The organism is Pseudomonas sp. MBLB4123 (assembly GCF_051904775.1).
Lineage (GTDB): Bacteria > Pseudomonadota > Gammaproteobacteria > Pseudomonadales > Pseudomonadaceae > Aquipseudomonas > Aquipseudomonas benzenivorans_B.
Map to the genome: position 1 here is coordinate 1,880,674 of NZ_CP196711.1, position 12,043 is coordinate 1,892,716.

The 12,043-nt window shown below is 66.6% G+C and carries 10 protein-coding genes and 3 tRNA genes; 1 reads left to right on the plus strand and 12 read right to left on the minus strand.

Annotated elements, in window-relative coordinates; genetic code table 11:
• Positions 1 to 38 precede the first annotated feature (38 nt).
• Complete coding sequence (locus tag ACSX1C_RS08695) at positions 39 to 530, plus strand: DUF4124 domain-containing protein (RefSeq protein ID WP_439889088.1); 492 nt, start codon at positions 39 to 41, stop codon at positions 528 to 530.
• Positions 531 to 587: 57 nt separating this feature from the next.
• Here ACSX1C_RS08695 and ACSX1C_RS08700 read toward each other — a convergent pair.
• The 12 genes from ACSX1C_RS08700 to astA form a co-directional block, all read right to left on the minus strand.
• Positions 588 to 664: transfer RNA gene (locus tag ACSX1C_RS08700), tRNA-Arg, on the minus strand.
• 73 nt (positions 665 to 737) lie between these two features.
• Positions 738 to 814, minus strand: a tRNA-Arg gene (locus ACSX1C_RS08705).
• A 108-nt stretch (positions 815 to 922) separates the two neighbouring features.
• Positions 923 to 1,013 (minus strand) — tRNA-Ser (locus tag ACSX1C_RS08710).
• Between the two features lie 62 nt (positions 1,014 to 1,075).
• Complete coding sequence (csrA, locus tag ACSX1C_RS08715; protein ID WP_069517029.1) at positions 1,076 to 1,261, minus strand: carbon storage regulator CsrA; 186 nt, start codon at positions 1,259 to 1,261, stop codon at positions 1,076 to 1,078.
• Between the two features lie 184 nt (positions 1,262 to 1,445).
• Entirely contained in the window at positions 1,446 to 2,684 is a 1,239-nt protein-coding gene (locus tag ACSX1C_RS08720) for an aspartate kinase (RefSeq protein ID WP_439889089.1), read from the minus strand.
• A 112-nt stretch (positions 2,685 to 2,796) separates the two neighbouring features.
• Positions 2,797 to 5,421 (minus strand): alanine--tRNA ligase, encoded by a 2,625-nt coding sequence (gene alaS / locus ACSX1C_RS08725; protein WP_439889090.1) that lies wholly within the window; start codon positions 5,419 to 5,421, stop codon positions 2,797 to 2,799.
• A gap of 122 nt (positions 5,422 to 5,543) precedes the next feature.
• Positions 5,544 to 6,548 (minus strand): low-specificity L-threonine aldolase, encoded by a 1,005-nt coding sequence (gene ltaE, locus ACSX1C_RS08730; protein ID WP_439889091.1) that lies wholly within the window; start codon positions 6,546 to 6,548, stop codon positions 5,544 to 5,546.
• 163 nt (positions 6,549 to 6,711) lie between these two features.
• Positions 6,712 to 7,722: a succinylglutamate desuccinylase gene (gene astE / locus ACSX1C_RS08735; protein ID WP_439889092.1), complete on the minus strand. Its 1,011-nt coding sequence runs from the start codon at positions 7,720 to 7,722 to the stop codon at positions 6,712 to 6,714.
• A gap of 10 nt (positions 7,723 to 7,732) precedes the next feature.
• Positions 7,733 to 8,017, minus strand: coding sequence for a topoisomerase II (locus tag ACSX1C_RS08740; protein WP_213640553.1), 285 nt, complete (start codon positions 8,015 to 8,017; stop codon positions 7,733 to 7,735).
• 98 nt (positions 8,018 to 8,115) lie between these two features.
• Complete coding sequence (gene astB, locus ACSX1C_RS08745; RefSeq protein ID WP_439889093.1) at positions 8,116 to 9,465, minus strand: N-succinylarginine dihydrolase; 1,350 nt, start codon at positions 9,463 to 9,465, stop codon at positions 8,116 to 8,118.
• Entirely contained in the window at positions 9,462 to 10,925 is a 1,464-nt protein-coding gene (astD, locus tag ACSX1C_RS08750; RefSeq protein ID WP_439889094.1) for a succinylglutamate-semialdehyde dehydrogenase, read from the minus strand. The genes astB and astD overlap by 4 nt, the downstream gene beginning before the upstream one ends.
• 95 nt (positions 10,926 to 11,020) lie before the next feature.
• Complete coding sequence (gene astA, locus ACSX1C_RS08755; protein WP_439889095.1) at positions 11,021 to 12,037, minus strand: arginine N-succinyltransferase; 1,017 nt, start codon at positions 12,035 to 12,037, stop codon at positions 11,021 to 11,023.
• Positions 12,038 to 12,043: the final 6 nt, after the last annotated feature.

The following is a 12,043-nucleotide window of genomic DNA, read 5'->3' on the forward strand; positions in this document are numbered from 1 at the left end:
ACTAGGCTGCTTCGGTGATCGTCAAGGAGGACGTCTCGATGCCTAAACTGCGCCGCGCAGCGCTCTGCGCCATCCTGCTGTGCCCTACCCCTCTGCTGGCCGCGACCGTGTTCCGCTGCGAAGACCCCAGCGGCCACATCACCTTCACCCTGCAAGGCTGCAGCGAATCGCAAGACCTGCAGCTGCACCGCGCCGACAACCCGACACCCGGCAGCGGCAAGCCGGTACCACTGGCGAAGACCGGAAAAGCCACGCGCACCAAACGACAGGCAAAACCCAGCACAACACTGGTGGTTGGTGAGCGAGGCGACGGCTGCGGCAACCGCGTCACCGGCAGCGCCCGGCGCACGGCCATGATCCAGCAACAGGTGCTCGCCGGCATGACCCGCAGCGATGTGGAAAGCGCCCTCGGCAAGCCGGACAAGGTCAGCCGCCAGAACGGCCGGACCCGCTATCTCTATCGCGACCGCGAAGGCAGCAGCCGCCAGGTCAGCTTCGACGAAGCCGGCTGCGTCAGAGGAAAACCCTAGCGAGCAGAAAGTCCGGACAAAGAAAAAGGGCCTGCATCGCTGCAGGCCCTTTCGGTATGGCGCACTCAGGAGGATTCGAACCTCCGACCGCCCGGTTCGTAGCCGGGTACTCTATCCAGCTGAGCTATGAGTGCGTATGGCGCTTTTAGACCAGATCACCGCTGGTTAAAACAAAATGGCTTACATCACTGCAAGCCATTTGCTGTATGGCGCACTCAGGAGGATTCGAACCTCCGACCGCCCGGTTCGTAGCCGGGTACTCTATCCAGCTGAGCTATGAGTGCACTGAGCGTGCGCATTATAGGGATAAAACTTCGTTAATCAAGCATTAATTCGATTAATTTCAACAACTTATCGATCTAACGCTGAAACACACCCTACACTGCAAAATATGGCGGAGAAGGGGGGATTCGAACCCCCGACACCCTTTTGAGGTGTACTCCCTTAGCAGGGGAGCGCCTTCGGCCACTCGGCCACCTCTCCGCAACACGGGGCGCATGATAACCATGTTTTCCCCGTTTGCAAAGCCAAAATTTCGAGAAAAATTAGTGGCTTGGTTCGTCGCCTTTCTCTTTCTGAATACGTTGGTAAATCTCCTCACGGTGCACGGCTACCTCCTTCGGCGCGTTGACGCCGATGCGCACCTGATTACCTTTCACGCCCAACACGGTGACAGTCACTTCATCACCGACCATCAGGGTCTCTCCGACCCGGCGAGTCAGAATCAGCATTCCTTTCTCCTCACGGCTTACATTTCAGGACAACAGTCTGCAAAAAAGAAAAATGGTGGCAGTCCCGAGCAGCTCAAGCGGAACCTTCACCCAAGTATTGACCAGAGTGGACAGAAAGAAAGTCCTGCCCCCACCAACCAAAAAGACGAAAGGCGCGGAACCTGCCGCGCCTTTCGGAAATGCCTCAGTCGCCCTGGCGGGCCGGAGCGTCCAGTTCGAACGCGGTATGCAGGGCGCGCACCGCGAGTTCCAGGTACTTCTCCTCGATCACCACCGACACCTTGATCTCCGAGGTGGAGATCATCTGGATGTTGATGTTTTCCTTGGCCAGGGCCTCGAACATGCGGCTGGCGACGCCGGCGTGGGAACGCATGCCGACGCCGACGATGGACACCTTGGCGATCTTGATGTCGCCGACCACTTCGCGGGCACCCAGCTCGCGGGAGGTGTTTTCCAGCACCTGCTGCGCACTCTGGTAGTCGTTGCGGTGCACGGTGAAGGTGAAGTCGGTGGTGTTATCGTGCGAGACGTTCTGCACGATCATGTCCACCTCGATGTTGGCGGCGCTGATCGGACCGAGGATCTTGAAGGCCACGCCCGGGATGTCGGGCACGCCACGGATAGTCAGCTTGGCTTCGTCGCGATTGAAGGCGATGCCGGAGATGATCGGCTGTTCCATGGTTTCCTCTTCATCAAGGGTAATGAGGGTGCCCGGGCCCTCTTGGAAGCTGTGCAGCACGCGCAGCGGGACGTTGTATTTGCCGGCGAACTCCACCGAACGAATCTGCAGCACCTTGGAGCCGAGGCTGGCCATTTCCAGCATTTCCTCGAAGGTGATCTTCTCCAGGCGCTGGGCCTGGGGCACCACGCGCGGATCGGTGGTGTAGACCCCATCGACGTCGGTGTAGATCTGGCACTCGTCGGCCTTCAGCGCCGCGGCCAGGGCCACCCCGGTGGTGTCGGAACCACCGCGGCCGAGGGTGGTGATGTTGCCGTGCTCGTCCACGCCCTGGAAGCCGGCGACCACCACCACGCGCCCGGCCTTGAGGTCGTTGCGCAGCTTCTGGTCGTCGATCTGCAAGATGCGCGCCTTGTTGTGTGCGCTGTCGGTGAGGATGCGCACCTGGTTGCCGGTGTAGGACACCGCCGGCACGCCGCGCTTGATCAGCGCCATGGCCAGCAGGGCGATGGTCACCTGCTCGCCGGTCGATACCATCACATCCAGTTCGCGCGGCACCGGCTGATCGTCGCTGACCTGCCTGGCCAGGTCGATCAGGCGGTTGGTCTCGCCACTCATGGCCGACACCACGACTACGATGTCGTCGCCGTTCTCGCGGAATTTCTTGACCTTCTCGGCCACCTGCTGAATACGCTCAACGGTGCCGACGGAGGTGCCCCCGAATTTCTGTACGATCAAAGCCATTTCAAAGCCGCCTCAGCCCGTGAAGGGCGCCCATTAGACATTCAACTCAGCGCAGTGCCAAGGCCCGCCGGGCGGGGCCTGACCTTGGCGGCGCCGGCGCACCGGCCGGCGCTTACAACCCTTGCTCGGCGAACCCCACGGCCAGCGCCAGGGCGCCGTCCAGCGCCGCAGCATCGCTGCCGCCGCCCTGGGCCATGTCCGGGCGACCGCCGCCCTTGCCGCCCACGGCCGCCGCCGCCTGCTTCATCAGCTCGCCAGCCTTGAGCCTGCCGGTCAGGTCCTGGGTCACCCCGGCCACCAGCACCACCTTGTCGTCCTGCACGCCGCCGAGCAGGATCACCGCGCTGCCCAGCTTGTTCTTCAGCTGGTCGACCATCGCCAGCAGCGCCTTGCCGTCCAGGCCGTCGAGACGCGCGGCCAGCACCTTGGCGCCCTTGACCTCCACCGCCGCGCCGGCCAGGTCGTTGCCGGCGGCGCTGGCGGCCTTGGCCTTGAGCTGCTCCAGCTCCTTCTCCAGTTGGCGGTTACGCTCCAGCACCCCGGCGAGCTTGTCCAGCAGGTTGTCGCGGCTGCCCTTGACCAGCGCCGCCGCCTCTTTCAGCTGCTCCTCGGCGCCGTTCAGATAGGCCAGCGCCGCGGCCCCGGTGACCGCCTCGATGCGCCGCACGCCGGCGGCCACGCCGCCCTCGCTGACGATCTTGAACAGGCCGATGTCGCCGGTACGGGAGACGTGGGTGCCGCCGCACAGTTCGACAGAGAAGCCGCCACCCATGGTCAGCATGCGCACGGTCTCGCCGTACTTCTCGCCGAACAGCGCCGCGGCGCCCTTGGCCTTGGCGGTGTCGATATCGGTCTCCTCGGTCTCCACCTCGCTGTTCTTGCGGATCTCGCCGTTGACCATATCCTCCAGCGCCTTGAGCTGGGCCGGGGTCACCGCCTCGAAGTGGCTGAAGTCGAAGCGCAGGCGCTGGCTGTCGACCAGCGAGCCCTTCTGCTGCACGTGCTCGCCGAGCACCAGGCGCAGGGCCGAGTGCAGCAGGTGGGTGGCCGAATGGTTGAGCGCCGTGGCTTGGCGCACCGTGGCGTCGACCTGGGCGGTGACCTGATCGCCCACGCGCAGGCTGCCATTGCCGATGATGCCGTGGTGCAGGAAGGCGCCGCCGGCCTTGGTGGTGTCGCGCACGTCGAAGCGCGCAGCGGCCGCGGCGAGGAAACCGCAGTCGCCGACCTGGCCGCCGGATTCGGCGTAGAACGGCGTCTGGCTGAGCACCACCACGCCCTCCTCGCCCTCGCCCAACTGCTCGACCGCCTCGCCGGCCTTGAACAGGGCGACCACCTGGCCCTGGTCGGCGGTGCAGACGTAACCGGTGAACTGGGTATCGGCGTCCACCTTGACCAGGCTGTTGTAGTCCATGCCGAAGGCGCTGGCGGAGCGGGCGCGCTCGCGCTGACCCTCCATCTCGCGCTCGAAGCCGGCCTCGTCGATGGTCAGGCCGCGCTCGCGGGCGATGTCGCCGGTCAGGTCGACCGGGAAACCGTAGGTGTCGTACAGCTTGAACAGGGTCTCGCCGGGGATCATCTTGCCCTTGAGGCCGACCAGGTCCTGCTCGAGGATCTTCAGGCCCTGCTCCAGGGTCTTGGCGAACTGCTCCTCCTCACCCTTGAGCACGCGCTCGATGTGCGCCTGCTGCTGCTTGAGCTCGGGGAAGGCCTCGCCCATCTCGGCCACCAGGGCGGCGACGATGCGATAGAAGAAGCTGCCCTTGGCGCCCAGCTTGTTGCCGTGACGGCAGGCGCGACGGATGATGCGGCGCAGCACGTAGCCGCGGCCCTCGTTGGACGGGGTGACGCCGTCGGCGATGAGGAAGCCGCAGGAGCGGATGTGGTCGGCCACCACCTTGAGCGAGGCCTGGCCGTCGTTGCTGCAGCCGATGGCCTGGGCCGCGGCGTCCAGCAGCTGCTGGAACAGGTCGATCTCGTAGTTCGAGTGCACGTGCTGCAGCACCGCACTGATGCGCTCCAGGCCCATGCCGGTGTCCACGCTCGGCGCCGGCAGCGGGTGCATCACACCGTCGGCGGTGCGATTGAACTGCATGAACACGTTGTTCCAGATCTCGATGTAGCGGTCACCGTCCTCGTCCGGGCTGCCGGGCGGGCCGCCGGCCACGTCCGGACCGTGGTCGAAGAAGATCTCGGTGCAAGGCCCGCAGGGGCCGGTGTCACCCATGGCCCAGAAGTTGTCGGAGGCGTAGGGCGCGCCCTTGTTGTCGCCGATACGCACCATGCGTTCGGCCGGCACGCCGACCTGCTGGGTCCAGATGTCGTAGGCCTCGTCGTCGCTGGCGTAGACGGTGACCCACAGTTTGTCCTTGGGCAGCTTCAGCCACTTGTCGCCGGTGAGGAACTCCCAGGCGAAATGGATGGCGTCACGCTTGAAGTAGTCGCCGAAGCTGAAGTTGCCGAGCATTTCGAAGAAGGTGTGGTGACGCGCCGTGTAGCCGACGTTCTCCAGGTCGTTGTGCTTGCCGCCGGCGCGCACGCACTTCTGGCTGGTGGTGGCGCGGGTGTAGGCGCGCTTTTCCAGGCCGAGGAAGCAGTCCTTGAACTGGTTCATCCCCGCGTTGGTGAACAGCAGGGTCGGGTCGTTGCCCGGGATCAGGGAGCTGGAGGCGACACGGGTGTGGCCTTTCTCTTCGAAGAAGCTCAGGAAGGCTTCACGGATTTCTGCGCTTTTCATAGGGTCATCCACGGAATCAGGCGGCCACGGCAAAGCCGGCAAAGGGCCGCATTATATCGGCCCTGGCATGCGAGGCTAGTGCCTTTCTCGATAGAGGGCGCCTATTCGGCGCCAGGGGTCGTTCAGGGGCGGCGGAATGCCGCGAACGCCTCGAGCACCCGCGCGATATCGGCGGCGGCGAAATCCAGATGGGTGACCAGGCGCAGGCGCGGCGCGGCGCTCAGGCGAATCTGCCGCTCGGCACAGAACGCCTTGAGCGCATCGGCCTGCTGATCGAGCTGCACATAGACCATGTTGGTCTGCACCGGCTCGACCGCATAGCCCAGCTCGCCCAAGCCTGCGGCCAGGCGCTCGGCATTGGCATGGTCCTCGGCCAGACGCGCCACCTGATGCTCCAGGGCATAGAGGCCGGCCGCCGCCAGCACCCCGGCCTGACGCATGCCGCCGCCGACCATCTTGCGCAGCCGCCGCGCCTTGCCGATCAGCTCGGCGCTGCCGCACAGCACCGAGCCCACGGGAGCGCCGAGGCCCTTGGACAGGCACACCGACACCGAGTCGAAATGGCGGGTGATCTCGATGGCCTCCACCCCCAGCCTGACCGCGGCATTGAACAGCCGCGCACCGTCCAGGTGCAGAGCCAGGCCATGGCGGCGGGTCAGTTCGCGGGCGGCCGCCAGGTAGGCCTGCGGCAGCACCTTGCCCTGCATGGTGTTCTCCAGCGCCAGCAGGCGGGTGCGGGCGAAGTGGAAGTCGTCCGCCTTGATCGCCGCCTCGACCCGGGCCAGGCCCAACGAGCCATCGGCCTCCATCTCCAGCGGTTGCGGCTGGATCGAACCGAGCACCGCGGCGCCGCCGCCTTCGTACTTGTAGGTATGGGCCTGCTGGCCGACCAGGTATTCGTCGCCCCGCTCGCAGTGGGCCATCAGGCCGAGCAGGTTGCTCATGGTGCCGGTGGGCACGAACAGCCCGGCGGCGAACCCCAGCCGCGCGGCCAGGGATGCTTCCAGGCGGTTGACCGTCGGATCCTCGCCATAGACGTCGTCGCCCAGCTCGGCGGCCAGCATGGTCTCGCGCATGCCGGGGGTGGGCTGGGTGACGGTGTCGCTGCGCAGGTCGATGACGGACATGAAAAGACTTCCCTGATGGTGACGAAAGCCTCGATGCTAAGGCGCCCGGGATGGACCGACAAGGTACAGATAGGCCCAGGTGGCACAGGACAGATGGCGCCGCGCGGGCCAAGCCGACACCATCGGGCCGCGCCGCACAGCCGCCATGGCAGCCGCACGCGAGTCAGGCGAGGTGCGGAGCCTCGGCGGGGACGATAAGAATGCCGGCACGCAGGCCGTTCTTCACCCGGGGGTTGGGGAAGATGATCCGCGCGCCCTGCTCCTCCACCACCCAGCGGGTGTCGCTGAGGTCCTCGGCGAGCAGGTAGCCAACCGGCAGCTCGCTGAAGTTCTCGACATCCGCCGGCAGGTGCAGGCGGAAGCCGTCGCTGTGCTTGATGACTTCCCGCGCCACGGCGAACAGCTGCAGGTCGCCGAACTCGCCGTCCTGGGTCTCGGGCTCGCGGCCCTCGATGATGCTGTGCAGGCGTGCCTCCAGGCGGTCCAGGTTGACCTCCTGGTTCTGGCCGAAGGCGCGGGCCTTACCCAGCTCCAGGGTGAAGGCCTCGGCGCCGAGCTGACTGTAGGTGTAGGCGCTGAAGGTGGTCGAGGGCTTGTTGTGCAGCAGCACCGCCTCGACCCCCGCCGCGCTCAGCCGGGCCAACTCGCGCTTGCTGCGCGCCCGCCCTTCCTGGAAGGGATAGAGGGCGAACTGCTCGATCTTCGAGCCACGAATAGCGGTGTGCAGGTCGTAGTGCAGGCGCGTGCGCCCGGGCTGACCGAAGAAGGTGGCGGCCAGGTGCTCCAGCTCGCAGGCGCGCATCGCCTCGAAGCCGGTGGTCATTTCATGGCGCCCGTTGAACAGGCGATTGATGTCCTGCTCGATATAGCGCTCGCCCTGGCGAATGGCGGCCGGATTGCCGAGCAGGAACAGCATGCGCGCCCGCGGCTTCAGCTCGCCACTGGCGATGCCGTGCAACAGACGGTCGAGCAGCTCGATCGGCGCGGTCTCGTTGCCGTGGATGCCGGCCGACAGCAGCAGGTCGAGGCCATTGTCGCTGGCCGCCGGCGGCGTGACTTCCAGGGCGCCCTCGGCCAGCCAGCGCAACCGCGCGCCCTCGTGGGTCAGCTGGAGCTTCGCTGCCGGCTCATGGCCGGCCAGGGTCAGTTCGAGCAGTTTGCCGAGGGCGAGCATAGGGATTACCTCAATCGTGGTTGCAGTCGGGACCGTGAACGTGCTCGTCGTCGCCGAGCTCGGCCGGTTCCATTTCCAGCTCGAGACTGACCAGGTTGGTGGCCAGCGGACGCAGCAGCAGGTTGGCGTACTCGCTATCGCCTTCGGCGACATCCACGCCGATCATCAGCTGGCCGTTGCCGACCTGCTGAATCCACACTTCCTTGCCCTGCCAGAGGACGGCGAAGCGGGTGCAGGAGGTCTCCAGCTGGGTGCCGTCGGTATCTTCGAGGATCAGTTGCAGGGCGTCGGACATGGTCATCAGTACTCAGTTAAGTTGGGCCGGGCGGAGGTCGCGTTATACATCCATAGGTGGATCGATGAAGCGCGATCCATCCTACGGGTTCGTCGCCGTCAATCCAGCTGGAAGGGATACACCGAGCCCAGTTTAAGGATCTGCGTCAGTTCATCCAATGCCGCGCGGCATTCGAGGAGCAACTGCGGGTCGGCCAGATCGCCTTCACGCAGCTGGTCGCGGTAGTGCTTGTCGACCCACAGGTTGAGCCTGTCGTACAGGCTCGGGGTCATGATCACCCCCGGGTTGACCGCCTCCAGCTCCTGCTCCTTGAGCGCCACGCGCAGACGCAGACAGGCCGGGCCACCGCCGTTCTGCATGCTCTGCTTGAGGTCGAACACCTTGACCTCGCGGATCGGCCCCTGGCCGGCGGTGAGCTGCTGCAGGTAGTCCCACACCCTGGCGTTGTTGCGGCACTCCTCCGGCACGACCAGCAGCATGCCGCCGTCGCCGCGACTGAGCAGCTGGCTGTTGAACAGGTAGGACTTGACCGCGTCCTCGACGCCGACCGCCTCGCGCGGCACGCACACCGCCTGGAAGTCGCCGCCACGGCGTGCCAGCTTGGTGCCCAGCTCGGCCAGCACCTTGTCGGTGTCGAGGAAGGCGTCCTGGTGATAGAACAGCACCTCGCCGTTGCCCACCGCGATCACATCGTTGTGGAACACGCCCTGGTCGATCACCGCCGGCGACTGCTGGGCATAGACCACGCCCTCCTCGGAGAGGCCATGCAGGCGGGCCACCGCCTGCGACGCCTCCAGGGTCTGGCGCGCCGGGTAACGCTGCGGGGCCGGGTAGCGCGCATCGAAGGCGCTGCGGCCGAACACGAAGAACTCCACCCCGGCCTCGCCGTAGCCCTTGCAGAAGCGCGTGTGGTTGGCCGCGCCCTCGTCACCGAACTGGCCGACCGCCGGCAGCGCCGCATGATGGGCGAAGTAGCGCTGGTCGGCGAACATGGCGCCGAGCACGCGGCTGGTGGTCGGGTGTTCGATGGAGCGGTGGTACTTGCAGTTGAGGTTCGCCGCGGTGAAGTGCACGCGGCCGTCCGCGGTGTCGGCGCTGGGGCTGACGGTGGCGGCGTTGGCGGTCCACATGCTGGAGGCCGAGCAGTTGGCGACCAACAGCGGCATGGCCTCCTTGGCCGCCTTCTCGATCACCTGGGCGTCGCTGCCGGTGAAGCCCAGGCTGCGCAGGCCGGCGACGTTGGGGCGCTCCTGCGGGGCCAGTACGCCCTGCTTGAAGCCCAGCTCCATCAGCGCCTTCATCTTCGCCAGGCCCTGCTTGGCGGCTTCCTTCGGATTGGACACCGCCTGGCTATTGCTCTGCGAGGCGACGTTGCCGTAGGACAGGCCACCGTAGTTGTGGGTCGGCCCCACCAGCCCGTCGAAATTCACTTCAAAGGCATTGTTCACAGGCTTACTCCAGGAGTCAGGGTGGCGGGCAGGCTCAGGCTCTCGCTTTCCAGCGAGGCCACCGGATAGGCGCAGTAGTCGGCCGCGTAGTAGGCGCTGGCGCGATGGTTGCCGGAGGCACCGATGCCACCGAAGGGGGCACTGCTGGCCGCGCCGGTCAACTGCTTGTTCCAGTTGACGATACCGGCGCGGCTGTGCAGCCAGAAGCGCTCGTAGCTGGCCTTGGAGTCCGACAGCAGGCCGGCGGCCAGGCCGTACTGGGTGTTGTTGGCCTCGGCGATGGCGGCATCGAAGTCGGCGTAGCGCACGACCTGCAGCAGCGGACCGAAGAACTCCTCGTCGGCGCGCTCGGCGACCGCCGTGACATCGAGGATACCCGGGGTCAACAGGGCCGCACTCGCCTCCGGCTGGGTCATCGCCAGCAGCGCCACGGCGCCCTTGGCGAGCAGCGCCTGCTGCGCCTGCATCAGCTGCTCGGCAGCCTGCAGCGAAATCACCGAGCCCATGAAGGGCGCCGGCTGCTCGTCGAAACGGCCGACCTTGAGCTGGCCGGCAACCTGTACCAGGCGCGCCAGCAGGGCGTCGCCCCAGGCCCCTTCGGGCACCAGCAGGCGGCGCGCGCAGGTGCAGCGCTGACCGGCGGAGATAAAGGCCGACTGGATGACGGTGTAGACGGCGGCGTCGACATCGGCCACCTCGTCGACGATCAGCGGGTTGTTGCCGCCCATCTCCAGGGCCAGGATCTTCTCCGGGCGGCCGGCGAACTGGCTGTGCAGCAGGTTGCCGGTGCGGCTCGAGCCGGTGAAGAACAGGCCGTCGATGCCGGGGTGGCCGGCCAGGGCCACGCCGGTCTCCCGCGCGCCCTGGACCAGGTTGAGCACACCATCCGGCAGCCCGGCCTCGATCCAGCACTTGACGGTCAGCTCGGCGACCTTCGGGGTCAGCTCGCTGGGTTTGAACACCACCGCGTTACCCGCCAGCAGCGCCGGCACTATGTGGCCGTTGGGCAGGTGGCCGGGAAAGTTGTAGGGGCCGAACACCGCCACCACGCCGTGGGGCTTGTGGCGCAGCACGGCGGTGGCGTCACCCAGGGGGCCGCTCTTCTCGCCGGTGCGCTCGCGGTAGCTCTGCACCGAGATGGCGACCTTGTTGACCATGCTGGTCACCTCGGTGGTCGCCTCCCACAGCGGCTTGCCGGTTTCCTCGCCGATCGCCCGGGCCAGCTCGTCGGCGTGACTCTTGAGGGCCACGGCGAAGCGCTCCAGCACAGCGATGCGGCCGTCCAGCGAGTGCGCGGCCCAGCCCGGGAAGGCGGCGCGGGCGGCCTGCACCGCGACCTCGACCTGCTGCGCGTCGGCGCCGCGGCCCTGCCACAGCACCTGCTGACTGACCGGATTCAAGGATTCCAGGGCCTCGCCCCGACCATCGCGCCAGCTACCGGCGATGAAATGAGTGCTCATGTTGTTCTATCACTCCCAGCATTTGCGGCAGCCACCCGTTCGGCGGCTGCGTTATTCCAGCGCACCGCCGGACCCGGTCAGGCGGCGCGCGACAATCAACCGCGTGCCGACAGCGGCACCGCGCGGACCTGGTCGCCGGCGGCCAGCTGCAGGCGCTTGGCGGTCAGCGGGTCGACCACCAGGGTGCCGGCGGCCAGGCGCGCCGGCGCGGCGGTGATGCGGCAGTCGGCGCACTTGCGGTTGTGAATCAGGTAGGGCGTGGCGTCTTCGCCCGGGGTGCCGACGGCCAGCACCAGCGCCTGGCTGTCGCGCACCGCGCGGATCTTCGCGGTCTCGGCCTCGATGGCCGGGCCGGCGTCGAAGATGTCGACATAGCCCTGGTAGTGGAAACCCTCGCTTTTGAGCATCGCCAGCGCCGGCTCGGTATCGGGGTGGACGCGGCCGATCACCGCCCGCGCCTCCTCCGAGAGGAAGCAGGTGTAGAGCGGGAACTTGGGCATCAGCTCGGCGATGAAGGCCTTGTTGCCCACGCCGGTGAGGTAGTCGGCCTGGCTGAACTCCATCTTGAAGAAGTGCCGACCGAGGCTTTCCCAGAACGGCGAACGACCGCTGTCGTCGGACATGCCGCGCATCTCGGCGATCACCTTGTCGCCGAACAGCTCGCGGAACTCGGCGATGAACAGGAAGCGCGCCTTGGACAGCAGGCGCCCGTTCAGGCCGCTGCGGTGCTCGGCATGGAGGAACAGCGAGCACAGCTCGGAATTGCCGGTCAGGTCGTTGGCCAGGAACAGGGTGGGAATCTGCCGATGGATGTTCAGCTCCTGGGAGGCGCTGACGGTCAGGCCGACCCGGTAGTTGTACCAGGGCTCGCGCAGGCCGACGGCGCCGGCCACCGCGGAGATGCCGACGACCCGGCCGGCATCGTCCTCGAGGACGAACAGGTAATCGGCATCACCGCGCTCGGCATCGCCACGGAAGGCCTTCTCCGCCCAGCCGACGCGGTGCGCCAGACGCTCCTCGTTGGCCGGCAGGGTGGTCAGGCCGGCGCCGGTGCTGCGCGCCAGGTCGATCAGGGCCGGAAGATCGGCGCTGCGGACGGGACGAACGATCATGCTGAC

What these genes read in the sequence shown, in the direction of transcription:
- ACSX1C_RS08695 (WP_439889088.1), top strand. Translation starts at nt 39, where the DNA reads ATGCCTAAACTGCGCCGCGCAGCGCTCTGCGCCATCCTGCTGTGCCCT.
- csrA (WP_069517029.1), bottom strand. Translation starts at nt 1,261, where the DNA reads ATGCTGATTCTGACTCGCCGGGTCGGAGAGACCCTGATGGTCGGTGAT.
- ACSX1C_RS08720 (WP_439889089.1), bottom strand. Translation starts at nt 2,684, where the DNA reads ATGGCTTTGATCGTACAGAAATTCGGGGGCACCTCCGTCGGCACCGTT.
- alaS (WP_439889090.1), bottom strand. Translation starts at nt 5,421, where the DNA reads ATGAAAAGCGCAGAAATCCGTGAAGCCTTCCTGAGCTTCTTCGAAGAG.
- ltaE (WP_439889091.1), bottom strand. Translation starts at nt 6,548, where the DNA reads ATGTCCGTCATCGACCTGCGCAGCGACACCGTCACCCAGCCCACCCCC.
- astE (WP_439889092.1), bottom strand. Translation starts at nt 7,722, where the DNA reads ATGCTCGCCCTCGGCAAACTGCTCGAACTGACCCTGGCCGGCCATGAG.
- ACSX1C_RS08740 (WP_213640553.1), bottom strand. Translation starts at nt 8,017, where the DNA reads ATGTCCGACGCCCTGCAACTGATCCTCGAAGATACCGACGGCACCCAG.
- astD (WP_439889094.1), bottom strand. Translation starts at nt 10,925, where the DNA reads ATGAGCACTCATTTCATCGCCGGTAGCTGGCGCGATGGTCGGGGCGAG.
- astA (WP_439889095.1), bottom strand. Translation starts at nt 12,037, where the DNA reads ATGATCGTTCGTCCCGTCCGCAGCGCCGATCTTCCGGCCCTGATCGAC.